The 24767-nt window shown below is 50.0% G+C and carries 18 protein-coding genes; 16 read left to right on the top strand and 2 right to left on the bottom strand.

Going from position 1 to position 24767, the window contains the following annotated elements:
- The first annotated feature begins 343 nt into the window (after positions 1-343).
- From NSU14_RS27935 to pcp, 5 genes are all read left to right on the top strand, one after another.
- Positions 344-1612, top strand: coding sequence for an AraC family transcriptional regulator (locus NSU14_RS27935; protein ID WP_340947968.1), 1269 nt, complete (start codon positions 344-346; stop codon positions 1610-1612).
- A 54-nt stretch (positions 1613-1666) separates the two neighbouring features.
- A complete protein-coding gene (locus NSU14_RS27930; protein ID WP_340947967.1) occupies positions 1667-2833 on the top strand; it encodes a GyrI-like domain-containing protein in 1167 nt (388 codons plus the stop codon).
- A 250-nt stretch (positions 2834-3083) separates the two neighbouring features.
- Positions 3084-3854, top strand: coding sequence for a peroxide stress protein YaaA (gene yaaA / locus NSU14_RS27925; RefSeq protein ID WP_076247907.1), 771 nt, complete (start codon positions 3084-3086; stop codon positions 3852-3854).
- A gap of 201 nt (positions 3855-4055) precedes the next feature.
- Complete coding sequence (locus NSU14_RS27920; RefSeq protein WP_340947965.1) at positions 4056-7418, top strand: HEAT repeat domain-containing protein; 3363 nt, start codon at positions 4056-4058, stop codon at positions 7416-7418.
- 102 nt (positions 7419-7520) lie between these two features.
- Entirely contained in the window at positions 7521-8132 is a 612-nt protein-coding gene (pcp, locus tag NSU14_RS27915; protein WP_340947964.1) for a pyroglutamyl-peptidase I, read from the top strand.
- On the opposite strand, the gene NSU14_RS27910 is transcribed toward pcp, so the two are convergent.
- Positions 8101-8550, bottom strand: a complete 450-nt coding sequence (locus NSU14_RS27910) for an acetyltransferase (protein ID WP_340947963.1) — start codon at positions 8548-8550, stop codon at positions 8101-8103. The genes pcp and NSU14_RS27910 overlap by 32 nt on opposite strands.
- Before the next feature lie 700 nt (positions 8551-9250).
- On the opposite strand from NSU14_RS27910, the gene NSU14_RS27905 reads away from it, so the two are divergent.
- The 11 genes from NSU14_RS27905 (at position 9251) to NSU14_RS27855 (ending at position 23645) form a co-directional block, all read left to right on the top strand.
- Positions 9251-10378, top strand: a complete 1128-nt coding sequence (locus tag NSU14_RS27905; protein WP_076247914.1) for an ROK family transcriptional regulator — start codon at positions 9251-9253, stop codon at positions 10376-10378.
- A 273-nt stretch (positions 10379-10651) separates the two neighbouring features.
- Positions 10652-12163, top strand: a complete 1512-nt coding sequence (locus tag NSU14_RS27900; protein WP_042133586.1) for a sugar ABC transporter ATP-binding protein — start codon at positions 10652-10654, stop codon at positions 12161-12163.
- 10 nt (positions 12164-12173) lie between these two features.
- Entirely contained in the window at positions 12174-13217 is a 1044-nt protein-coding gene (locus NSU14_RS27895; RefSeq protein WP_340947962.1) for an ABC transporter permease, read from the top strand.
- A 78-nt stretch (positions 13218-13295) separates the two neighbouring features.
- Positions 13296-14297, top strand: coding sequence for a sugar ABC transporter substrate-binding protein (locus tag NSU14_RS27890; RefSeq protein WP_340947961.1), 1002 nt, complete (start codon positions 13296-13298; stop codon positions 14295-14297).
- A gap of 44 nt (positions 14298-14341) precedes the next feature.
- The gene (locus NSU14_RS27885; RefSeq protein ID WP_076247922.1) at positions 14342-15382 is read left to right on the top strand and encodes an NAD(P)-dependent alcohol dehydrogenase; all 1041 of its coding nucleotides are present in this window, start codon (positions 14342-14344) and stop codon (positions 15380-15382) included.
- A gap of 287 nt (positions 15383-15669) precedes the next feature.
- Positions 15670-16305 carry a glycoside hydrolase family 11 protein gene (locus NSU14_RS27880; protein WP_042133591.1) on the top strand — a complete coding sequence of 212 codons (636 nt, stop codon included), beginning with the start codon at positions 15670-15672 and terminating at the stop codon, positions 16303-16305.
- A gap of 214 nt (positions 16306-16519) precedes the next feature.
- A complete protein-coding gene (locus NSU14_RS27875; protein ID WP_042133594.1) occupies positions 16520-17359 on the top strand; it encodes a formylglycine-generating enzyme family protein in 840 nt (279 codons plus the stop codon).
- A 111-nt stretch (positions 17360-17470) separates the two neighbouring features.
- Positions 17471-19753 carry a helix-turn-helix domain-containing protein gene (locus tag NSU14_RS27870; RefSeq protein WP_076247924.1) on the top strand — a complete coding sequence of 761 codons (2283 nt, stop codon included), beginning with the start codon at positions 17471-17473 and terminating at the stop codon, positions 19751-19753.
- A 299-nt stretch (positions 19754-20052) separates the two neighbouring features.
- Positions 20053-21012, top strand: a complete 960-nt coding sequence (locus NSU14_RS27865) for an ABC transporter permease (protein WP_081969822.1) — start codon at positions 20053-20055, stop codon at positions 21010-21012.
- Between the two features lie 15 nt (positions 21013-21027).
- On the top strand, positions 21028-21900 hold the full coding sequence (locus NSU14_RS27860; RefSeq protein ID WP_042133598.1) for a carbohydrate ABC transporter permease: 873 nt from the start codon (positions 21028-21030) through the stop codon (positions 21898-21900).
- A gap of 71 nt (positions 21901-21971) precedes the next feature.
- A complete protein-coding gene (locus NSU14_RS27855; protein ID WP_076247927.1) occupies positions 21972-23645 on the top strand; it encodes an ABC transporter substrate-binding protein in 1674 nt (557 codons plus the stop codon).
- A 236-nt stretch (positions 23646-23881) separates the two neighbouring features.
- Here the strand turns inward: NSU14_RS27855 and NSU14_RS27850 are convergent, their stop codons facing one another.
- Positions 23882-24298: a VOC family protein gene (locus tag NSU14_RS27850; protein ID WP_076247930.1), complete on the bottom strand. Its 417-nt coding sequence runs from the start codon at positions 24296-24298 to the stop codon at positions 23882-23884.
- Positions 24299-24767 lie beyond the last annotated feature (469 nt).

Raw genomic sequence — 24767 nt, 5'->3', positions numbered from 1 at the left:
AGCGATGGGGTAAATGAGCCCAATGTATGCGAAAAACCGAATACAATGTGCCAGCGATAGGGGGAATGAGCCCAATGTATGCGAAAAACCGAATACAATGTGCCGGCGATAGGGGAGATTGGCTCAATGTATGCGAAAAACCGAATACAATGTGCCAGCGATAGGGGGAATGAGCCCAATGTACGCGAAAAACCGAATACAATGTGCCGGTGATAGGGGAGATTGGCTCAATGTATGCGAAAAACCGAATACAATGTGTTACTGGAAGGATTCCCCTAACCTTTGTGGAATTACAAAGCAAAGACGCTGAAGCTTTCAGCGACAGGCTCCCGGAGGACTTCCCATGGACAAATCCGCCCGCTTCAAACAATCCATAGCCTTCATAGAGGAACGTTTATACGAAGACATCAACCTTGGACAAGCTGCGCAGGCCGGGTACACGTCGCTGATGCAGCTGTATCGTGACTTCTACACCTATACCGGACATTCGGTAAAAGAATACATACGCAAGCGCAGGCTGTCAGCCGCGCTCGGGCTGATCCGAGCTTCGCAGCGTCCGCTTGCTGAGATTGCCTACTCCTGCGGCTATAGCTCCCAGCAGGCTTTGTGCAAATACGTGAAATCCGCAACCCATATGACACCGCTAGAGTACCAGAAGAGTGAAGCCTGCTACTTCTTCCCCAGATTCGACAGTGAAACCATCCGGCAGGTAACCGTCACCGCTGAAACGATCCCCAAGACCTTACGCGCGAAATTCTATCATCCCAAGCAGTACGGCATTGAGCAACAAGCGCTAGAAGCGCTGCATTTTCTAATACCTGAATACCAGGGCAGAATCTTCGGCAGAGACGGGCAGCAGCGGGACGGCTTATTCTGTTATGAGCTCGCTGTGGAGTATGATGCGGATTTGCTAGACAGACTGGCAGACAGCACTTTTCAGGGAATAAAGGTGGCTCAAGAATTCAGTTCAACCTTCGCGAAGACAACCGTTAGGAACGATGAGGCCGAGATCGGGCTGGCATGGGATTATCTCTATCTGAAGTGGCTGCGAACCAGTATGTTCGTACAGGATGATGTGTGTTATTTCGAAGAATATATCTGCAAAAGCGGGCAAGTGAGGAAGCTGATTCTGTATCTGCCAGTGAAGAGGCGGACGGATTATGACAAGATCAGTGTGAATTTCTGTGCAGGTCTAGAGTTTCTGGTGTCGTCCCGGGAAGGGGATCAGGCAGAGGAGGAGGCATCTGCTGCGGTGATGAACTATATATCCCTTCATACCCCTGAGGTGATAAGCACAGTAAAGGAGTTCTATGTAGCCCAAAGCGGCTTAAGCTACACCTGCGGTGTGTGGCTGGAACAGACGATAGAGCTTCCCGTGAATAGCAGGCTTGAAATATTGCGGGTTGCCGAAGGCCATTATGCGATGCTCGAGAGGGACAGTTGTAGTGACCGCGGAGTGTTTATTGCTCTTTTGGATACATGGATACAGGAGCACGGATGGAGTAAGGATGAGCTGCCTGCTTTTACTACCTATGAGACCGGAGGTCAGGGTGACCCGGATGCTATCACAATGAGAGTGTGGATCAAGCTGAAAGATGTTAAGAACGGATAATATTTAGTACGCGTTCATCTATAAACTAGATTTATATAGGAAAGGAGCACACAAATGAATCTAAGAAAACAAGCACTGCCGCAGCATGCGCCCGAAGACTACAGCCCCCGCGTGAAGCCGGTAATCCTGAGAATGGTGGAGGAGATGAAGCAGATGGAGATTCCAAGTGAGATTCAGGTAGAACAGATTACGGAGCTGTGCAGTATTGTGGACCGGCCGGAGATGAAAGTGGTGGGCATCGCGCTGCCGGTTTCGTATGAGAGCCGGGGATATGGCGGTTTCCATGGGTCTGAGCATGCGAGCTGTACGTTGAATGATTACTTCTATACCAAGAAGCTGACTTCAGAAGGCGATATCGCGCTCCTCTCCGGTCTCATCACCCGGCAAATCAAAGGTAAAGAGGTTGTTACCGTACGATCAGAGGTGCAGGGTGACGGCAATTATAAAGTCATTGTGGGATATGAGGTAAGCAGCTTCGACGGGTTACCCGCACATTTGCCGGAATATACTGAGACGCTTACAGTGCCTGCATGCCGCTATGCCAAAGTCCTGATCAATGAGACAAAGGAGGCGGGACGGATCGGCTATGATGAGCGGATGCATGCAGATGAATATTTCATCGGCCAGTTCCGTAATGACACCAGCTACGTCTATAACCCTTCCGGCCTTAGCTTCAATACATATGATGACTCAGGGGAGATTCTCACCAAATACGAACCCGTTAAGATACCGGGAAATGATGCGGAGCGGTTTGACTCTTTGCGCTTCAAGGCGGTGACAATGCCGGAGATGAAGATCGCCTGCAGCATGACGCTGCCGGATGATGAGGAGTTTGTAATCACGAAATATTTTGACGTGCAGGACCAGGTATTCGCCACTGAGGCGGCTAAATATTATCTGCATGATTATTACGGTTTTCCGGTGAACAGTGAGGAGGAGGGGAAGGTTAACTCCTGCTTCGGCACCAGAGTCAGCACCTTTGAGTCACTTCCTGACTGCGTGGAAAAGATTACAGTGCCCGGAGGCATCTATCTGCACATTACCCAGCTCGAAGTGAATGGTGATAATCCCGGCATACCGTATGATGTGGCGTTCAATCATCTGGATGAGCTATTCCTGAATGCTCACCCTGAATATACGCGTGACTGGAGCAGGCATGTGATCGCCCGTTTCCGGCAGGCGAACTGTGCCTCCGTATTTGTGCCGCTTGCCAGCGAATAACTAAATAAGATGGATAGAAGAAATAACAAAAAGCGGAAGGATCGAAGGGGGATTTTGGGAACTGTAGGAGCGGTAATAATCAAGAAATCTGGGGACAACAGCGGCTGGAAGTCCAAATATTCACCGCAGTGACGACTAAGGTTTAAGTTAGTATACTAAGTTAGTATCTTGAGTTCAGCTTATATAATATAAATTATGATAGTATAAAGGTATATTTAGTTTTCCCCGCGGGGGTAGAAAAGGGAGCAGCATGAGAATCATTATATCGCCTGCCAAGAAGATGAAGACGGACACGGATTTCCTGGATTACCGCCAAGTGCCGCAGTTCATCAGCGATTCGCAGACTCTTCTGGCCTTATTACGCAAGTTGAATTATGAAGAAGCCAAAGCGCTATGGAAATGCAATGATGCCATCGCCACGCTGAATATGGAACGGATCCGGGAGATGGATGTCACCAGGAATCTGACGCCGGCTATCTTCTCATATGAGGGAATACAGTACCAGTACATGGCGCCCGGGATCTTTCAGACTGAGGAGCTGGATTATCTTCAGCAGCATTTGCGGATTTTATCCGGATTCTATGGAATCGTCAGACCTTTTGACGGCGTTGTGCCGTACAGGCTGGAGATGCAGGCTAAGCTGGGTGGTAAGGGCTTCAGTTCTCTCTATGAGTTCTGGAATAGAAGACTGGCGGACCAGCTGTTCGCGGAGAGTGACATCATTCTGAACCTGGCTTCCAAGGAATACAGCAAATGTATCTCTCCGTACATTGGCAAGGACGCTCGAATGATTAGTGTGGTGTTCGGGCAGGACATCGGCGGCAAGGTGGTTGAGCGGGCGACGCTGGTCAAGATGGCCAGGGGTGAAATGGTCCGCTACATGGCCGAGCGGCAAATTACCCGCGTGGAGGATATCAAAGGCTTCGACGGGTTTGATTTCGCATTTGCGGAAGCCTTGTCGGATGAGAAGACGTATGTGTTTATCCAACAGAAGCGCGATAAGAATGAAATGGTAGAGTAAGGCTTGCAACGGGTAATCTTGAAGACGGTTGAATAACCGGATTGGGGGTTGCCTTTTTTTTGTTAAGGAGATTATCTAAACTGAATAAAAGAAAATAACAATAGCGCAAATATTCACCGTAGTGACAATTGCGTTTAAGTTAGTATCTCTTAAGTTCAGCCTATAATGAATGGAACCAGAACAGGTTAACGAGGAGGACTTATGATTTTGAGAAGAGATCCATTGGACAAGCAGAGCTTACTTAAAGAACTGGATTCACTAGGTTACTCCGACAGAATCAGAAAAGTAACGACATTGGGCCGTGAGCACCTTGGATCAGCCAAGTACTCCGAATTACTGGCCTCATTACTGGAGGGCGGTGCGTATGAAGCGCGCCTTGCCTTAATGGGTGCCATCGCCACACTGGATGCTCCGGTTATTCTGTCTGCGCTGCGGCATCCCCTGGCAAGTATCAGGAACACGGCTGCGGGCCTATTGGCTAAAGCAGCTTCAGATGAAGAAATAGAACGTGAGCTCCCGCACTTATCACATGATTGCCGCCGCAAGCTGCTTCGCACCATTTCACAGATAGACCGTCAGGAGCTGGCGGAACGCCTGTTACCCTTGGTATACGCCCGGTGGGGTGCGGAGGAGGCAGCAATTATACTGCAGGCCTGCCATGCGGCAACGGTTAGCACGTGGCTTGCGGATATCGGGTTTGCCATCAGAGACTGGAAGAAGTTAGCCAGCCGGCATCTTGATGTAGTAGCGGAATACTTCGCAGCCACGCTGGAGAGCACCCCACTCAGGGAAAAAGGGCATGTCTGGTCGAGGTTCTCGTCTGCTATGGAGCATCTGTGCAATCATAAGGCGGATCTGATGCTTGCGTGTGCACTGAATCACGGGCCTATGGGAATTATACATCCTGCACTCAAAGAACATCTGGGCACACTTGTACGCCAGAATCCGGATAAGGTGTTTCAGCTGCTGACACAAACGGAATTGCGGAGCGATCTGCTGTCCCATGGTGTTCCTGAGGCTGTGCTGAAAAGAAAGAAAGTTCTGTCTATAGACCAGTGGATCGGGATTGCGAAATTACTCGCAGATTACCCTATGCATGTAGCGAAGCTGCTTGAACATATGGCGCCGTCTAACCGCAAGGTGATTTTTGATGCCGTGTATGAGGAGGATAGACGCAAAGAGCGGATTTTCCCGGAAAAATTACTGTATGTATTGCCGCATGCCTTGCGTGATAAGGAGGCTGCCCGGATGTTTGGCCTTCGTGAGATCAAGGATAACCGGGACCGGACCATTCGTATTGCCGCCTGCCGCTCCATTCTCTATTCAAGGGAGCCGCTTGAGCTGGCCACACGGGTATCTGGTGCAGACGAACGTGCTACGGCGCTTATGCAGCTGATACGAAGTACGGTTCTGTCGAGGCAGGGGATGAATGAAACCCTGGTATATCTGGGCCGGATTAAGAATGACCAGGACCCTGTCCGCAGCGCAGTGTTCAAGGAGCTGTCGGAAAGTCCTGCGTCTGTATACGAGGATGCCCATGTGCAGGCGCTTACTTTACTCGTTGATAGTGTTATCGATGCCAGAGATACCTCGTATGGAACGAAGTTCTCTGTCCAGAAGCTGGCCTTTGCTATTCTGCGGCATAACGCAGGGCAGCCTCACGGTGAGCTGTTCAAGTTTGCGCTAGATACAATCAAGAAGCTGGCTAAGCAGAACGGGCAGCTATCCCTTCCATCACTAGAGAAACTGCCCCAGGGAGTAGAAGAGATGATCTTCGACGGCATATATGCCTTTGCTGCACAGGCCAACCGGACAGAGAACTACTATCTGGTAATGAGCCTGGCGGGTTCTTTTGGCAAAAGAGGTCACGGTATTATTAAACTTCAGAATCTGTTAAAGGAAGCCACGAGGTCCACGGCAGATGCAATAGCTATGCGTGCAACCCGGCTCTGGCTTGAACCACATCAGACGCGTGATGCCAGAGTTAAGGAACTTTTGGCCTCGGATAAATCGTATATTACGATCCATGAAGTGTTCCGGCACCTGCACTTGAAGCGTCAGGAGTGGCTCGATCCATTCATTTCGGGGGCTGTGATCAAAGGCAGGTTCCTGTCAGGCAAAACGATTTATCCCGTGCCGGCGGAGAGCGGATTCTACCGGTGGCTGCCGCGTCAGCAGCAAGCTTACAGTTCCCTCTTAGCGAAAATTGCGGATGATCCTAAGCGCAGTCTGTCCGAGCGTGCAAGAGTGATCAGGATTATGGCCGGTATGCCTGATCTTGGCCCGGACAGGCTGCTTGGACTGGTACAGGATGAGGAAGTCGCTGTAGCAGAGGCGGCGCTTCATGCCCTGTCACTGCTGGAAGAACCGGAGAAGGTGCTCCCCGTGCTGCTGGACAATCTGGATGGAGACCGGGCACGTGTAGCGATGTACTCCATACCAAGGTGCATCCGCAGAGTGAATCCGGTGTTATTGGTTACCTTGCTGAAGGAGCTGCTAAACCGGGATAAGCTGAAGATTACGGTCCGGAAAGAAGCCATCCGCTTGCTGGGCGCGTATAGAAGTGAGGACAGCCTTCCGCTGCTCCTGAACGAGCTCGGCAAACCAAGCGCCCATAAGGATGTGATCATCGCCATAGGGCATGCTGCAAAGCAGCTTTTGGATGATGAACGCAGCTGGGAGATTCTAAGGGCCATCGCTGCTTCCCCGCAAAGTGATATCGCACTAAGCTTATTATCCCAGCAGCCTAATGCTCTTCCGCTTGACTATAGACCGCGCTATCTGGCCTTAATCATTGAGATTGCCAATCATCCGGATACGTCCGTTGGCAGGTATGCTTTTGCTGCTATGATTTGGTGGACTAACGGAAATGAAGATGTGATTGCTGCTGCCGCTGCTCAGGCGATTACGGACCTGGAAGACAGCACGAGATGGGAAGCTGCGGTGAACACGCTGATTGAAACCTGCCGCGACGGCAAGGTCAACGAGGTTGTAATTGGTGTTTGCCGGAAGCTGGCCGGTACAGGGATAAGCGGGGATTGGAATGCAGCTGCGGGAAGAGATTTGCCTCACCGGCAGCGCCTCCAGAAATTAATTAACCAGCTGACCTCGTTGCCGAAGAATACACGTATCCATCTTATCCCTTTGTACCTGGGACTGATCGATTGTCACGCAGCCTATGAGACTTTACAGCAGCTTGTGATGAAGTTGTATATCGCAGTAATTGACTGGAATAACGTGGAGGAATCCGCCGCGTATCTGAACCGGATGGTTGATGGTATGTCAGATCAGCCGCAGCTGTTAAGCGAAGCGTACAGCCAGATCGCCCATAGTATACAAGACAGCGCAGGATACTGGAATCCGGAGATTCTGCTCGAAATTGTGGATGTGCTAGGGGCTGAACAGCGTTACGAATCCCCGTATATGGGACTTTCATTGCTGGAAGTAGCAGGACAGGCTCTACATTGGAGCCCGGAACCGGCAGAGCGTTTGCGGTCGTTCAGAAATCACACGAACCTTGCGGTCCGCTCGCGTGCGCTGAATATTTGGACAGCGAGGGAGTAGAGGTTAAGCTGACATGATCCATAGCGTTGTTCCTGATTGTCAATGCGCATGTACTGGCTTTTCCGGGATAACGGGATCAGAAAGAAAGAGAGGCTACACGCTATGAAAATCCTTATAACAGGCTTCGAGCCGTTTGGCGGAGAGCTTGTCAATCCTTCCCTAGAGGCGGTACAGCGTCTGGAGAATTACATTGGCGGTGCGGAGATCATCAAGCGGTCTCTGCCCGTGGTGTTCCAGAAATCGGTGGATACACTGATCGGCTATGTGAAGTCCGAAAGACCGGATGCGGTGATCTGTATCGGACAGGCGGGCGGGGTCAGCGGCATTACGGTGGAACGGATTGCCGTTAATCTGATGGATGCTTCCATTGCCGATAACGAAGGCTGCCAGCCGGAGGATGTGCCGGTCTGCGCGGACGGACCGAATGCCTATTTTTCCAGCCTGCCTGTCAAAAGAATGGTTCAGACGATCAAAGACAACGGCCTGCCGGCCTTCCTCTCGAACAGCGCTGGAACTTATGTCTGCAACAACACCATGTACGGTCTGCTCCATCACATTGAGCAACATTATCCGGCTATGCGCGGCGGCTTCATCCATGTGCCCTATATCCCTGAGCAGGTGCTCGATAAACCGGGCAAGGCCAGCATGGCGCTGGGTGATATTGTTAAGGCTACCCGGATTGCTATATCTGTGATAGCTTCATATGCAGAATAGGCCAAGGCTGGCCTTGTTCATCCCGTTCAGACCGGTCATAGACCTGGAATCCCAGATGCTCGTAGAATCCGAGAGCCTGGGGATTTTGCTCATTCACATCCACGTAGAGTACGTTCAGAGTGTGCAGGGCATAAGTGACTAGCTGCTTACCAATGCCTTGTCCTCTGACGGCGGGGTCTACGAACAGCATTTCAATCTTCTGCTCCTGAACGCCGATGAAGCCGAGATAATGCTCCTGACCGGTATAGGCAAGCAAATGGGAGATATGTCCGATACCTTGATGAACCAAGGGACGTAATCCTTCAATATCCTGCTCTGTTAGGAAAAAATGCGTGGCACGGACCGCTGATTCCCAAATGTCCAGCAGCTCTTGTGATATATTGTGATCTCTATCTGTAATTTTTTGAATCCGGTTCATAGGCTCCTCCTGGCAATTTTGCTATGATTATAGCATACGACAAGGAATGGATTCTGAGGCTGATTTCATATATAACTGAATCGAGATGACGCGGCTTGAGACCAACGGTTAACCTGATTAAGTTTGGCGGAATCACATTCATTCTTTTCCGGTATTCTCTTTTTTGCCCAGTATCTGTTTATGATGCCTATGCCTGCTCCCCCGCTGCCGGATGCTTAGCTGTTGTCCTGGCTGCATTCAGGCTCAACCGTTCGCTGTCATTTCTACCCTACTAAATCCTGCACGAAATACAACATTTCTCTATTAATATCAGTCCTATTCGGGAATTGTTGTATAAAAGGCAGGATTTTGCCTTTCAACAGGCGGTTGAGCAGGACAATTCTTGTAATTCATACAACAATTCTGACGAGGTGTCTATTATTTAGGGAGCAGAGTTGTAATACGTACAACATTAGGGTGTTTATGCGGTTGAATGTAATAGTCCAGCTAGTCTAGGGGCAGCGCTTCGGACAAAACAACGCAATCCGGTGTGCAAGTGTGAAAAGACTAATGACGGGGAAATAAATACTTGATACAATGACCGTATATTAGTGAAAATATTCACAATTAGAACATACATATGATTGCAAAAACGGATGTGATTGTATATTATATTTATATACATTATTAAAGTACATTTATAAAAGTCGGAGGCTATAAAATGGCGACACATCGCTTGAACAGTATGGAAGTTAAAAAGATGAACCGGAACGCCATTTACCGATATCTGTATCACCGTGAATCTACTTCTATTCAAGAGATTGCGCAGGCGCTCAATCTAAGCCTGCCTACAGTTACCCAGAATCTTAAAGAGCTGCAGGAAAGAGAGCTGATCGAGGAGACCGGGTTGTTCGAATCCACCGGCGGCCGCAAAGCCAAGTCGATGGCCTGCAACAGTGTGGCGAGATATGCCATCGGGCTGGATGTGACCCTGAATCATGTGGGGATAGTCATCATTGATCTAAGCGGCAGAATCGTTAAGAATGTCAGAAACCATTTCCCCTTCGCGAACAGCGAAGTCTATTTCCAGGGGGTGGGCAAGCTGGTGGAGGATTTTGTGGAAGATTGTCAGCTTGACCGCAGCCGGATTCTGGGCGTGGGAATTGCGCTGCCCGCGATTCTGTCCGATGACCGCCAGACGGTGAGCTATGCCACGGTTATTGATTTCAAGGGGGGAAGTGTCCAGCGGTTCGCGGAATTCATCCCTTATCCTTGTATTCTCAGCAATGATGCGAATGCGGCCGGCTTCACCGAATTGTGGGGGGAGCAAGACATTCACAATGTAGTCTATTTATCCCTTAACAACAGCGTGGGCGGTTCAATTATAGTTAGTAACCAGATATACGCCGGTCAGAACCACCGTGGCGGAGAGTTCGGACACATGACGATTATGCCTGAGGGCCGTACCTGCTATTGCGGGCAGAAGGGCTGTGTGGATGCCTATTGCTCAGCTAGAATACTATCGGACAGCACCGGGGGCAGCATTTCTGAATTTTTCCGGCTTTTGCGGGAGGGGAATGAGCCGCAAAAGGCTATATGGCAGGAGTACCTTGGCTACCTGGTGATTACAATTAACAACCTGCGGATGCTGTACGATTGCGATGTAATTCTCGGCGGTTATGCCGGAGCGTACATGGAGGAATACATTGATGATCTCCAGGCGCTCGCGGCCCGGAAGAACACCTTCGAGCAGGACGGCACCTACCTCCGGGTCTGCAAATACAAGCTGGAGGCTACCGCCGTGGGAGCTGCGCTGGAACTGGTAACGGAGTTTATTGACAGCATCTAGATATAACCTTTAATCAAAAGAATATCGTGTTCTTCTCCCGCTCCTCCGGAAGAGGGACGGTGCTGCATCTGCGGCTCCGCCCTCTTCCGGAGGCTTTTTTGTATGTCCTCCTGTATACAGAAAACCGCTAATTGAATGCGTTTCCATCACGCTTTAAGTTTTTGTTGACTTCAATACAAAACTGGCTATAATCTTATTTAGAAGGTTTTATAAAAGTACTTTAGTAACAATTGGAGCAGGCGGGAAATCAGTTCATCATTTGGGGGGAAAGGAATGGAACAGAGCATTAAACTCAGGGTGTCACAGATCGAGAAGTCCTTTCCGGGGGTCAAGGCGTTAGACAAGATTGATTTCAAGGTAAGAAAAGGTTCGGTGCATGTCCTGTGCGGCGAGAACGGTGCAGGTAAATCAACCCTCATGAAGATCATCAACGGCATTCACCAGCCGGATGGCGGGCAGATCTTCATAGACGAGAAGCCCGTCAGAATCAGCAACCCGATTCAGGCACGGAGCCTGGGGATTTCGATGATATTCCAGGAGCTGAATTATGTGCCGGAAATGACAGTGGAAGAGAACATCTTCCTCGGAAATCTGCCGGCGAACCGGTTCGGCAAGGTGGACTGGAAGCAGGTCAGAGCGCGTACCAAGGAGCTGCTGCGTGCAGAGAATCTGCCGTATTCCCCGACTACCCTGCTCAAGGACCTGACGGTGTCCGATATTCAGATGCTGGAAATTATGAAAGCGATTTCGTACAAGTCAGATATCATCATCATGGATGAGCCTACCTCTGCGATTACCCACGAGGAAGTAGATAAGCTGTTCGTGAAGATCAGGGAGCTGCAGGCCCGGGGCGTCAGCATTATCTACATCTCGCATAAGCTGGACGAGATTTTTCAGATCGCCGATGAGATTACCGTATTCCGGGACGGAACGGTAGTGGAGAGCCATCCCAAGGAGAAGCTGGACATTGAGACGGTGATCTCGCTGATGGTCGGCCGCAAGCTTACCAATACCTACCCGAAAGAAGAGGTAGAGATTGGCGATACCTTGCTGAAGGTAGAGAATCTGAGCGGTCACGGCGGTTATGAGAATGTAAGCTTCCATGCGCGCAAGGGGGAAATGGTCGGCTTCGCCGGACTGATCGGGGCAGGGAGAACCGAGGTGATGCGTTCGCTCTTCGGGCTTGATCCCATCGCCTCCGGGCAGGTGTACATCAAGGGCCGCGAGGTCACAATCAAGAACGTGGAGCAGAGCATCAGGCATGGTATGGTCATGCTCTCCGAGGACAGACGCAGATACGGGATCATTCCTATGCGGTCGGTGAAGGAGAATACGACCCTGTCTTCCCTGAAGAGCGTGTTCTACCGCTTCCGGCATCATGCCAAGGCCGAGCAGGATATCGTGTCGGAGATGTTCCAGAAGATGCGGGTGAAGACACCCTCGATGGATACAGTTATCGCCTCGCTGAGCGGAGGCAACCAGCAGAAGGTGGTGCTGGCCAAATGGATGATTCTGGGTCCGGATATTCTTATTCTGGATGAGCCTACCCGGGGCATCGACGTGGGTGCCAAATACGAAATCTATAAGCTGATGACCGATCTGGTCAAGGAGGGCAAGGTCGTCATTATGGTCTCCTCCGAGCTGCCCGAGCTGCTGGGGATGTGTGACCGGATTTACGTGATGGCCAAGGGCACGATTACCGGGGAGATCAGCCGGGAGGATTTCACCCAGGAGCAGATTATGAAGTACGCCACCGGAACGATTACATCAAATGAGGTGAACTGAATTGAAAGAGATGAATTGGAGCCAATTCTGGAGCACATTTAAAAAGACGTACAGCATCTATCTGGTGCTGCTGGCATTATTTATTGTCTGTTCTTTTGCCAACCCGAACTTTCTGTCCATTAATAACCTGACCAACATCTCCACCCAGCTGGCGGTAACTACCATCCTGGCGTTTGGCCAGACCCTGCTGATTATCAGCGGGATGCTGGATTTATCGCAGGGCTCTGTGCTGGCCCTTTCCGGAGTGTTTGCTGTATCCGCTTACAAATCTACAGGTTCCTTTACAGCCGCTATTGTCGTCGGCATCGTGACCGGCGTGGTGTGCAATATTGTCAATGCCGTGATGGTCAGCACCTTCAAGACGCCGCCCTTCATTGCGACACTGGCCATGCTGACGATGGCCCGCGGGGTTGCCCTCCTCTTCACCAAAGGACAGAACATCCTGCAGCTGGGGGATTTCACCGTCCTCGGCCAAGGCTCCATCGGCTTCATTCCTATCCCCGTGCTATTTCTGATTGCCTTTGCCCTTATCACCTGGTACATCTTGCGGCACACCAGGTTCGGACGCTCGCTGTTTGCAGTGGGCGGGAATGAAGAAGCGGCTACGGCTTCAGGTATCAACGTATCCAAGATCAAATACACCGCTTTCATCATTAACGGTATCTTCGTAGGGGTTGCCGGAATTCTCTTCATGTCCCGGGTGAATGCCGGGCTTCCCAACGGTGCAATCAACTATGAATTCACGGCGCTGACGGCGGCGATCATCGGGGGCACCAGCTTCTCCGGCGGGATCGGTTCGGCGGGCGGCACCCTGGCTGGCGCCTTCATTGTAGGCTTCCTGGATAACATCATGAACCTGACCAATGTCGACTCCTACATGCAGCAGATTATCCGCGGGGCCATCATTGCGCTGGCAGTAATCTACGATATCCGGTCCAAGAACCGCAGAACCAAGAACACACTTGGCAGAATTGAAGACAAGAACGGCAAGAACGGCAAGAACGGCAAGAGCAGCGGACGCAAGAGGGAGCAGAGTCCGGGAATCGCCAAGTGACCCGGTACAGGTAAGAGGATGTCCAGGCAACCGGATTAAACAGCGGCGCTGTTTAAAATAAATAAAAGGGGAAAAACAATGAGAAAAACATGGATCACCTTAGTTTCGATACTGTTGGTACTGGGACTGCTAGCAGGCTGTGGCAATTCGAATACGGCAAGCTCTTCTAATTCAGGAGCGCAAGGAAGTAACAGCGGCGAGAAAGTATATAAGGTTGCCTATATCGCCCGTGCGCAGTCTGACTCCTTTGCCGCCTGGCTTGCTAACGCCGTGAAGGAAGAAGCCAAGAAATATCCGAACATCAAGCTGGAGGTCTTCGACGGGCAGGCCAGTGACGATAAAGAGAATTCCATGATCGAGAATGCCATCACCAACAAGTTCGACCTCGTCATTGTGCAGCCGAATAACGGTGAGGCGCAAAGACCTTACGTTGAGAAGGTGATCAAAGCCGGTATTTATGCCATCACCACTAATGCCCGCATCTCCGGCATTGAAGGAGCATCCACTGTGGATGCCGATCCTTACGAGCAGGCCGGAGTCAATGCCCGCGCAGCGCTGGAACAGATCCCACAGAATGCCAAGGTCGTAGTACTCAACGGCCCGTCCGGGAACTTCCACGCCGATAAGCGGAGAGAAAGCTGGCAGAAGGAATTCTTCGACAAACGTCCGGATGTGCAGATCGTCGGCGAACAGATCGCGAACTGGAACAAGGATGAAGCGATGAAATATATGGAGGACTGGGTTCAGGCCAACGACAAGATCGACGCGGTAGTTTCCATGAACGACAATATGGCGGCAGGCGCGATTGAAGCGGTTAAGGATAATGCCAAGTTCAGCAGCATGCTGGCTTATGGAGTGGATGGAACGGCTGAGGCGTTTCAGCTGATCAAGGAGGGCAAGATGACCTCCACTTGTCTGCAGAATGCTTTTGAGCTGGCAGAGAAGCTGCTCGATACCAGCAACAAGCTGCTGACCGGCGCGGAGAAACAGATCGACACCGATATCGGTAACCCGCTGATTGCCAAGGATAATGTGGATGAGTATATCGAATTGCTGGAGAAGGCAGAGGCCTTGAAGTAAGGATGGGTATACAGAACGCTAATGCCCCTGAGGAGGAGAAACTTGTGAAGAACAGAGCTTTTTATATGACAGAGCTGAAGAAATTGGAAATGAATGAAATTGACATGCCGGTAGCCAAAGAGGGCGAGGTTGTTGTAAAGCTGGAATATGTCGGGATTTGCGGCTCAGATGTGCACTATCTGGAGTATGGCCGGATTGGTGACTTCGTGGTCGACGGAGATTTCATCCTCGGGCATGAATGTGCCGGAGAAGTGGTAGAGCTGGGACCGGGGGTGAAGCATCTGAAGGTAGGGGACCGGGTTGCGCTGGAGCCTGGAGTCACCTGCGGCCAGTGTGAGTTCTGCAAGAGCGGCAAGTATAATCTCTGTCCGGATGTACAGTTTCTGGCGACTCCGCCTTACCATGGCTGCCTAATGGATTACATGGCTTTTCCGGAGAACATGGCCTTCAAGCTGCCGGACAACGTATCTTCGGAAGAAGGGGCATTGGTGGAACCGCTGGCGGTGGGCCTGCATGCTGCGGCGCAAGGCGGAATTAAGCTGGGGGACCGTGTTGTGATCCTCGGAGCGGGGTGCATCGGGCTTGTCACACTTCTGGCCTGCAAGGCGTACGGAGCAACGGATATTGTGGTCGTAGATATCATTGAGAAGCGGCTGGAAGCGGCGAAGAAGCTGGGCGCCTCCCTGGTTATCAATGCGAAGCAAGAGAATGTGTTGGATGTCATCGCTGCACTGACAGACGGTCAGGGCGTGGATAAGGTCATTGAAACCGCAGGAAGCGAGCATACCGTGAAGCAAACGCCTTATCTGGTCAAAAGAGGCGGAACGATTGTGCTCGTCGGACTCGCAGCCAAGGATATCATCGACTTCGACTTTATGCAGATTATGTTCAAAGAAGCCGATATCAAATCGGTATTCCGTTACCGCAACCTGTATCCTGCCGCCATTGGAGCGATTGCCGACGGTAAAATTGACGTCAAGGGTATCGTGACCCATGAATTCAACTTCGAGGATACCCAGAAGGCTTTTGATTTCGTCATCAATAACAAGGAAGATGTGGTGAAGGCCGTAATCAAGATGGGCTGATGAATCCATAAGATTGCTGATGCAGAGCCGTCCTTTAATGGGGCGGCTTTTTTAATTGATGAGTTATGCCGCCTCGTCTCCATAAGACCTATAAAAATTGGGATTAAACCTTTAATTTGCAGAGAGAAATGTAAACGCTTACCTTATATAATTTACTCGTGAAGGAGGACAAGTAAATATCTGGGAGATAACTCAGGATAAGTTAGATTCTGCGGACAGAGGCTACGGGCAAGTGAGGGCGGGGAAGAAAGGCTGTACACAACAAATTATTCTTAGGAGGTAATTCAATGTTTAAGCTAAACAAGAAAATTCTAACGGTATTCATGGCAGCCACAATGAGCTTCAGCGCGTTTGCAGCGACCTCAAGTGCAGCAACAGATTATTGGCAGAACTGGACTGATGGCGGAGGTACAGTCAATGCTACGAACGGAACAGGCGGGAATTACAGTGTGAACTGGTCCAATACCGGCAATTTCGTGGTCGGCAAAGGCTGGAACGTTGGATCGCCAACACGAACAATCAACTACAATGCAGGCGTCTGGGCGCCGTCCGGCAACGGGTATTTAACCCTGTACGGCTGGACAAGAAATTCACTCATCGAATATTACGTTGTTGACAGCTGGGGTACTTATAGACCTACCGGAACGTATAAGGGCACCGTGACCAGTGACGGGGGCACCTATGATATCTATACCACTATGCGCTACGACGCGCCTTCCATTGATGGTAATGCCACATTCCCTCAATACTGGAGTGTAAGACAGTCGAAGAGAGCGACGGGAAGCAATTCTGCTATCACTTTCAGTAACCATGTTAACGCATGGAAGAGCAAAGGGATGAATCTGGGAAGCAGCTGGTCCTATCAGGTGCTTGCAACAGAAGGCTATCAGAGCAGCGGCAGCTCTAACGTAACGGTGTGGTAACAGGCGGCTGACAGGCACTAACCGGGTTCCGGCTATTCAGAAAGACGGCTGATCATTGATAGGACTGAGGCCTGCCGGTCACACAGCCGGCGGCCTTAATAAGCCAGCTATATAGGCTGAACTCCACATGAAATCTCTATAACTACTGTGCTTCCTATATAGAGGCTATCAGCAGGTCCGTACCTTTCCCAATCGGTTCAAAGGAGATATATCCATGCGAAAACTATCGATTGTCTTTTTAATAGCGTTAACGGGTATTGCCGCTGCCTGCTCGCAGGAGAAGCCTGCCAGGGAAGAGCGTCTTGTATGGGTCGAGGGCGGTGCCTTTGTAGACACAAAATCCAATTATTACGGAACAGATGTGACCCTCCCTGATTTTTATATCAGTAAGTATGAGGTGACTCAACAAGAATGGCTGGAGGTGATGGGGAATAACCCTTCCCAGTTTCAGGGGGATAATCTGCCCGTAGAGAGTGTAACCTGGTATGATGCTGTGGAGTACTGCAATCAACGGAGTATGAAAGAGGGCCTGAAGCCCTATTACAATATAGACAAGAACACTGTTGATCCGAATAATACAAGCGACAGAGATTTCATGAAATGGACCGTAACGGTCAATGCAGGAGTGAACGGCTACCGTTTGCCGACTGAAGCGGAGTGGGAATATGCAGCAGGCGGAGGACAGATGAGCAAGAGCAGCAGCTATAGCGGAAGCAGCAAGGCTGATGAGGTAGCCTGGTATTGGAGGAATTCCGGGGATCAATTCTTAACCGGGGATTGGAACTGGCCGGCGATCGAGAATAACCATAACCAGACGAAAATTAGCGGCCTCAAGAAACCCAATGAGCTGGGGCTTTACGACATGTCAGGTAACGTGAGGGAATGGTGCTGGAACTGGTACGAAGGCCCGGACAGCAACAGCGGCTCCCTCAGACTGGTGAAGGGCGGCGGGTGGATCGGCGGCGTTAACAATACAGAGGTATCTTTTCGGGGCAAGTTTGAGGGGAGCAGCAGGGGAAATGACCAGGGTTTTCGTGTGATCCGCAGTGAGTAAATAGCCAAACCTGCTTAAACTGTACATCAGATTTCAAATTGTACATATGAAGCTTACCCCAATTTCATTTATGATTGAAATGTACAAAAAAGGGAATTAGGGGGATTGCAATTGAATTTGGAAAGGGGTCACTTCACACAAAGTGTAGTTTTCCGGTTAATTGTCTCGTATGCGGTGATTCTGTGCATACCTGTCATTCTTAGTGTGATCATCTATGGTCAGACGAGAGAAGTTGTGAAAAATGAGATTAAGCTGGCAAGCAGAGCGATGCTTCAGCAGGTAAGATATATTGTGGACGGGGAGCTGCTGCAGACAGAGAGCCTTGCTACGCAGCTGGCCGTTCATTCCGAAGTGAAAGGCTTTCTGTCTTCATCCACACCTGATAACGCTTACAAAATATACGGGCTGAAGCAGGAGCTGGGCAAAATGTTATCTGCCAACAACTTCATTAAGGAGATTAACTTATATTCGAAACCGCTGCAGTCGGTGCTTTCCAGTGAGACCTATATAGAAGAACAATCTTTTTATGAGATGAAGCTTCAGACGGATACGTTCGCTTACGATGATTGGCAGCAGCTTATGGGCCAGCATCATTCGGGTGAATACGTGCTGCTTCCGCTCAAGAATCCGGATAAAAAAGTTACGTATACCCCGTTCTATATCCGTTCGTTGCCGATTCAGGCGACTGCCGAACTAACAGGCGCACTCATCATACCGCTTAATGTGGAGAAGATGATGACGATGCTCGCGAATATCGACTGGGTAGAGCGGGGCCGGGTATTTATTATGGACACAAACGGCCAGATTATGATTCAGAATGCTGGAGATACGCTGATCGAACCTTCGGCTTATCAGGAATGGAATGACCGCGGCACCGGCACCTTTACGAGCACCTTTCAGGGAGTTAAATCGATGATCACCATCGAGTCGTCCGATACGACAGGCTGGAAGTATATCAGCGTGTTTCCGACCGATGTCTTCTGGGAGCATATCGGGGGAATGCGGACGATGAACATGTACGGATTATTGCTGTGCTTTGCGGTAGGCAGTGTGGTTATCTATTATTTCGCCCGCAAAAACTATGATCCGATCAAAGAGCTGGTCAGCGTATTCAACCGCAATCCGGCGCAGGGCACCGGTGAATACCTGGATGAATATACCTTCATCCGCAGGAATGTTCTGGAGACGATCAGGGAACGGGATGATACGAACAATAAGCATGATCAACAGCTGCGCGTGCTGCAGAATTACTATTTAGGGAGGCTCCTGAAAGGTCAGGCCGACCGTAACGTCCCGTTCACGGAGCTGGCAAAGATGTATAAGCTGAATTGGACGACTGATCATTTCGCAGTGCTGCTGTTCTATATCGATAGCGATGACGATGGGATACAGGATCTCGCGTTATCCCAATTTATTGTATCCAATATTGTTGCCGACCTGGTCAGCAATCATTGGACGATCAATTTCACAGATATGGACGGCATGCTGGCGGCGGTCGTGAACGTAGCTCCGGAGCGTGCAGAGCACTGGAAGGATGATATCGAGGATGATCTGGCCCAAGCCTACGAATTCATTACTCTCCGGTACAAGCTCCGCTTCACCACAGTGGGCAGTGAGCTGCAGACAGGTCTGAACGGCGTGAATCTCGCGTTCCTTCAAGCCCTGGAAGCCCAGGAATACCGCAGCGTGCTCGGAGATGAGATGCTGATCTGGTATGGAAGCATCAAGCCAAGCGCCGGCAGTTATTTCTTCACGGTGAATGACCAGATGATGCTGATCAACTTCCTGAAGGCCGATGAATTTGATAAGGCCAACGAGATGATTAATAGTATCTTACAGCAAGCGTTCCAAAGAGAGAGGTCGCATGAAATTTCGAAATGCATCCTGCTTGATGTAGCGGCTACGATGATTAAGGCCATTCCTGATCAAGAGCAGGCCAGCATCGCCTGGGATGAATGGCGGCCGCTCAAGCGGCTGCTGTCCTGCACCACGAAGCCTGAATTCGAGCAGGAGCTGCTCGATATCTTTGAGCGGGTATGCACGGTGCTCCGCAGTAAGCCTAATCTGCAGACGAGTGCCGGTATCGGCGAGAAGGTTACAGCGTTCGTGCAGGAGAACTACAGCGACAAGAACCTGAGTGTGTCACAGATCGGCGATCATTTCGGATTGACGCCGCAGTATGTATCCCGGTTGTTCCGCGAACAGACAGGGCAGGTCGGACTGCGTGATTATATCAGCCAGAGCCGGGTTGAAGCAGCCAAGGTTCTGCTGCTCGAAGGGGCCAGCATCGACGATACCGCCGAGAAGGTTGGATTTGCCAGCAGCCATGCGTTTATCCGGGTATTTAAGAAGTATGAAGGGATTACGCCGGGGAAATACAAGGCGATCCAGTGAAACAGGATAGTGAAACAGGATAGTGAGGCAGAGTGACAGATGATCTCCGGTTGCCGGAGGTCATCTTTTTTGGTTTCCAGAGCGGAAATACGCGAAACCGTCTATCCGTTTCAAGATGTCAACCACCAATTGCAGGTTAACGTACATCATTTCCGGTATTGAACATTGATGAGCCGCCGGGTTAGCAAGTACATTGATGGAGCAGAAAGCGATTACATCCGGACAGCCGCGAACCCGCCCGCAAGCTTCAGGCAGCCGTCCCTGCTAGAGTGAATTATTCGTGAGGAAGTGATGATGACATGGCAGTTCCTGCTAAAGCCAAGACTGCAGGCATGATTCCACGCAAGAAGGCGGACAGAATTCCCTTATGGAAGCATGTTAAACAAGAATGGAAGCTATATTCGTTTCTGGTCATCCCGGTAATCTACTTCATTATTTTCAAGTATGCGCCGATGCTGGGGAACATTATTGCTTTCCGGAAGTACAGAGGCGGGCCTAATATCCTGGGTACGGAATGGGTCGGGTTTACGTACTTCGAGATGTTTATGAAGGATCCGACATTTTGGCGGGCTTTTTTCAATGATCTTACTTTAAGTGTTAGTTATCTGCTGGTAAAATTCCCTGTTACTTTGTCATTTGCGCTTCTGCTTAACGAAATACGGAGGATCAAATGGAAGAAATTCGTCCAGACGGTATCCTATCTTCCGCATTTCATCTCCATGGTTATCGTCGCAGGGATGATTAAAGAGGTGGTTTCTTTAACGGGCCCCCTGAATAGCGTTCTGACGTCCTTTGGACTGGAAACAATCTCCTTCATCTCCCTGCCGCAGTGGTTTCCGGTGATCTATGTTACCTCCGGCGTCTGGCAGAGCCTGGGCTGGGGAACGATTCTCTATCTGGCCGCGATGACCGGCATCGATCCATCATTGTATGAGGCAGCGAAGATTGATGGCGCTAACCGCTTCAAGCTGGCGAAGCATGTGACCATTCCCGGCATTCTGCCGACGATTATGGTGCTCCTGATTCTGGATATCGGCAGTATTCTGGGTTCCAATTTCGAGAAAATCCTGCTGCTGTACAATCCGCTTACCTACGAAACCGCTGATGTTATCTCTACCTATGTGTACCGGATGGGGATCACCGGAGGGAACTTCAGCTATGCGACAGCGGTAGGCTTGTTCGAAGGGATTATTGGACTGATCCTGGTGACGATTGCCAATACCGTATCCAAAAGAACTACGAAATCAAGCCTGTGGTAGAAAGGAGCCGAACCCGTGAAGCGAACCTCAACCTTTAACTTGTTTAACATTTTGAACAGTATATTTATGATTCTGATTGTCATCTTCACCTTATATCCATTCGTCTATCTCGTAGCCCAGTCCTTCAGTTCGGAAGCCGCTATCTATGCAGGCAAGGTGACCTTATTCCCGGTAGAATTCACGACCAAAACGTATGAGGTGATCTTGAGCAAGCCGGATTTCTTCCATTACTACTGGAACACCATTGTATATTCCGTAACAGGCACTTTAATCGCGGTGGCCGCAACGGCAGTGATATCCTATCCGCTGTCCAAAGAGAAGCTGAGGCTCAACAAATTCTTCATTCCATTCGTACTATTCACGATGTATTTCGGAGGCGGGCTCATCCCGAACTATATTCTGGTGGCCAAAACTTTAGAGATGCGGGATACGATCTGGGCGATTGTCATTCCGGGGGCGATCAGCGCCTTCAATGTCATCCTGATGAAGACGTTTTTTGCCAGCCTGCCTTATGAATTAGAAGAAGCGGGAAGAGTTGACGGTCTGGGGGTATTCGGGATTTTCACCAAAATCATTCTGCCGTTATCGAAGCCCATTCTGGTAACCATTATGCTGTTCGTGATGGTCGGCATGTGGAACAACTGGTTCGGACCGTCACTCTATCTGCAGTCGAAAGAGAAATGGCCGGTCGCCCTATATCTGAAGCAAATCATCGACAACGCGGTCAGTCCGACCGAAATCGGGGCATCCTCCGATCAGACGAGCCAGATTGCGGCTAGCATCAAATCAACGGCCATGGTGTTAACCTCACTGCCTATCATCTGCGTGTATCCTTTCGTGCAGAAGTATTTCGTACAGGGCATGATGATCGGCGCGGTCAAAGGATAAACGGTATAACCGGAGGGGGTTATGGCCCTCTCTGTTATATATAGCTCTATACACAAAAAGGGAGGCAAACAATGAGATTCAGTAAACCACTTGCAATGGCATCGCTGGCGTTGATGTTGTCTATGACAGCTTGTTCATCCGGAAATAAAGAGGCTTCGGGCACCAGTAATTCCACAGCACCGAATGCTGCGGGTACGAATGCCCCTGCAACAGCCGGGGCGGAAGATTATACCTTTGGCGCAGATCAGACCTTCCACTCGAATGAACCGGTAACCTACTCCATGATGTACAGCGACCATGAGAATTATCCATATAATAAAGACTGGCGGCTGTGGAGTGCGATCCAGGAGAAAACGAATGTAAACTTCGATCTGGCCATTACGGCAAGAACCGAATATGAGAACCAGAAATCCCTGCTCGTGAACAGCGGAGATGCTCCTTATATTATTCCTAAGACTTATGATGAATCCGCTTTCGTGGCCACAGGCCAGATTGTACCTGTCAGTGACTGGGTGCAGTACATGCCGAACTATATGAAGGCCGTGAAGGATTGGGGAATGGAAGAGGACTTGAAGGCTAAGCTCAAGGAGGACGGTAAATATTACGTGCTTCCAGGCATGTGGGAGATTGCCGGCGGCGGTTATTCCTACATTATCCGCAAGGATGTGTTTGAGGCTGCAGGAGTGGATGTTGAAGGCCAGCAGGGCAACTGGACCTACGAAGACTTCTATGAAGCGATGAAGAAGGTCAAGGACTTCACAGGCAGCAATTATGTCCTCTCTGATCAGTTCAAGGGAGATTCCGCACTGAACATTGCTGCGGTTCAATATGGCGTTACTGCCGGCTGGGGATTATCCAACGGTCTGGTCTTTGACCAGGATAAGCAGCAGTTTGTTTTTGCCGATGCCTCCGATGACTTCAAGGACTATCTGGGTTACTTCAACAAGTTGGTCAATGAAGGCATTATGGACCCTGAATCCTTCACTCAGGAAGATGATGCGGCACAAGCCAAGTTCTTCAAGGGCGACACCTATGTGATCAGCGGAATCTATCAGGTTATGGCCGATTTCAAGAGCAAGATGCAGGTTCCGGATAGCGAGCTCTACATGATCAACCAGCCGGGCGGACCGAAAGGGAAGCTGCAGGTCGAAACCTCCCGTCTGGAGAACGGAATCATGATCAGCCAGAATGCGCTGGATGACCTGGGCGAAGAAGAGTTCATTAAGATGCTCCGCTTCGTCGACTGGTTCTGGTACTCTAATGAAGGTCAGATGCTCAGCTTATGGGGCGTAGAAGGGGAGACGTATACACTGGATGCAGACGGAAATGTAGTGCTGAATCCGGATATCTATTATAACGGAATCAATGAAGGTGCTGCTAAGCAGCTGAATGTGGATTACGGCTTCGCCGGCGGGATGTTTGCCTACGGCGGCTCTGAGAAGCTGAAGCTGTCCAAGATGACCGATGGGGAGAAAGACTTCGTGAGCCGCGTCCAGTCGACACGGGATACCCGCAAGCTGGCACCGCCGATCATGGCTACTCCTGAAGAGAATGAGCAGATGAAGCTGATCTCGACGCCGCTGATGGATTACGTCAAGACCATGACGCTCAAGTTCGTGACCGGCCAGGAAAAGCTGGACAACTGGGACCAGTATACGGCTCAGGTTGAAGCGAATGGCAGCACGCGGTATACGGAGATGGCCAATGACATTTTTGCGAAGACAAAGAGTCTGTTAGGGTATTAATGATTAACTCGCTTAAGTAAATAGATTCAAGTACGGCAGATCCCCTTCAGGCAGACTTTCCGGCAGCAGCATCTTAGGATGCGGTGGCTGGAGAGGGCTTGGAGGGGATTTCTATGTGTATTCCTAATCGTCAGCATCCATTCTCTATTAATGCTGTCATAGTAGCACAACATATTTGGCAAAAGATTGCACTTTCCTGATCAGTTATTGCTGATTATTGTCGTTAGGGTGCACGGCTATGCCTGCTCCGTCATAAGCCCCCAGCGAAATCCGAATTTGTCTATGACGGAAGCCATGCAGGAGCTATAGGTTGTGCTACGTAAGGACTGAAGGATACTCCCCTCCCTCGTTAGAACCTCGTAAGCCAGCTTTACCTGAGCCTCAGCTTCAAAAGTAACCGTGAGAAAGAAAGAGCGGCTTCCGGCAGATTGCAGTTCAAGCTCATCTGCCAGCATCAGGCGCTGCTCACCAATATAAGCCTCTGAATGATATACATAGCTGAGCTGTTCGCCGGTGAGATGGGTATCCCAGTCCCGTTTGTCTGCGTCAGAGTAGTGCAGGATATAGTTTGTTCTTAAGTCAAAAGCCTGCGTGTATAAAGCGATCGCCTCTTCACATTGCCCGTTAAAGTGCAGGGTGGGGGTAATTGGCATCGGGGTCATCTCCTGGTAAGAGAATTGTTTTATTATACATATTTTAACATCATAGATCGTGAAAGAAAAACAGATCCAGGAGTGAACCTGAAGGGTTAGTATTATATAATCCTGCACCAAATACAACATTTTCCTCAATAAATTGGCCGAATTTCAAAATTGTTGTACAGAATGCAACATTTCTCCTCCTACTGGCAGTTCAGCGGGGGGATTCTTGTATTTTGTACAACAATTCTCCCAAACACCCGGTTATCTACGACTCGAAGTTGTAATACGTACAACATTATTATTTTTTGAGGGTGAAATTGTGGGATTTACTCTGCTGCTGGGCGGGGGAGCGTGCTATTCAGCTTTATCCATGTATATTGGCGCATCTGAAATCCACCTTAACCCCATCTTCATCTGTTATTCAGGTTCGGTGTTTATACTACTTTTATAAATCAAGGCATGTGCGGATGGAGAACGGACG

Source organism: Paenibacillus sp. FSL R10-2771 (genome assembly GCF_038000205.1).
Classification (GTDB): domain Bacteria; phylum Bacillota; class Bacilli; order Paenibacillales; family Paenibacillaceae; genus Paenibacillus_AQ; species Paenibacillus_AQ phytohabitans.
This window is presented reverse-complemented; position numbering and strand designations above follow the sequence as displayed.

What these genes read in the sequence shown, in the direction of transcription:
- NSU14_RS27905 (WP_076247914.1), top strand. Translation starts at nt 9,251, where the DNA reads ATGGCGACACATCGCTTGAACAGTATGGAAGTTAAAAAGATGAACCGG.
- NSU14_RS27930 (WP_340947967.1), top strand. Translation starts at nt 1,667, where the DNA reads ATGAATCTAAGAAAACAAGCACTGCCGCAGCATGCGCCCGAAGACTAC.
- NSU14_RS27850 (WP_076247930.1), bottom strand. Translation starts at nt 24,298, where the DNA reads ATGCCAATTACCCCCACCCTGCACTTTAACGGGCAATGTGAAGAGGCG.
- NSU14_RS27935 (WP_340947968.1), top strand. Translation starts at nt 344, where the DNA reads ATGGACAAATCCGCCCGCTTCAAACAATCCATAGCCTTCATAGAGGAA.
- NSU14_RS27875 (WP_042133594.1), top strand. Translation starts at nt 16,520, where the DNA reads ATGCGAAAACTATCGATTGTCTTTTTAATAGCGTTAACGGGTATTGCC.
- NSU14_RS27855 (WP_076247927.1), top strand. Translation starts at nt 21,972, where the DNA reads ATGAGATTCAGTAAACCACTTGCAATGGCATCGCTGGCGTTGATGTTG.
- yaaA (WP_076247907.1), top strand. Translation starts at nt 3,084, where the DNA reads ATGAGAATCATTATATCGCCTGCCAAGAAGATGAAGACGGACACGGAT.
- NSU14_RS27920 (WP_340947965.1), top strand. Translation starts at nt 4,056, where the DNA reads ATGATTTTGAGAAGAGATCCATTGGACAAGCAGAGCTTACTTAAAGAA.
- NSU14_RS27880 (WP_042133591.1), top strand. Translation starts at nt 15,670, where the DNA reads ATGTTTAAGCTAAACAAGAAAATTCTAACGGTATTCATGGCAGCCACA.
- pcp (WP_340947964.1), top strand. Translation starts at nt 7,521, where the DNA reads ATGAAAATCCTTATAACAGGCTTCGAGCCGTTTGGCGGAGAGCTTGTC.
- NSU14_RS27895 (WP_340947962.1), top strand. Translation starts at nt 12,174, where the DNA reads ATGAATTGGAGCCAATTCTGGAGCACATTTAAAAAGACGTACAGCATC.
- NSU14_RS27890 (WP_340947961.1), top strand. Translation starts at nt 13,296, where the DNA reads ATGAGAAAAACATGGATCACCTTAGTTTCGATACTGTTGGTACTGGGA.
- NSU14_RS27865 (WP_081969822.1), top strand. Translation starts at nt 20,053, where the DNA reads ATGGCAGTTCCTGCTAAAGCCAAGACTGCAGGCATGATTCCACGCAAG.
- NSU14_RS27900 (WP_042133586.1), top strand. Translation starts at nt 10,652, where the DNA reads ATGGAACAGAGCATTAAACTCAGGGTGTCACAGATCGAGAAGTCCTTT.
- NSU14_RS27910 (WP_340947963.1), bottom strand. Translation starts at nt 8,550, where the DNA reads ATGAACCGGATTCAAAAAATTACAGATAGAGATCACAATATATCACAA.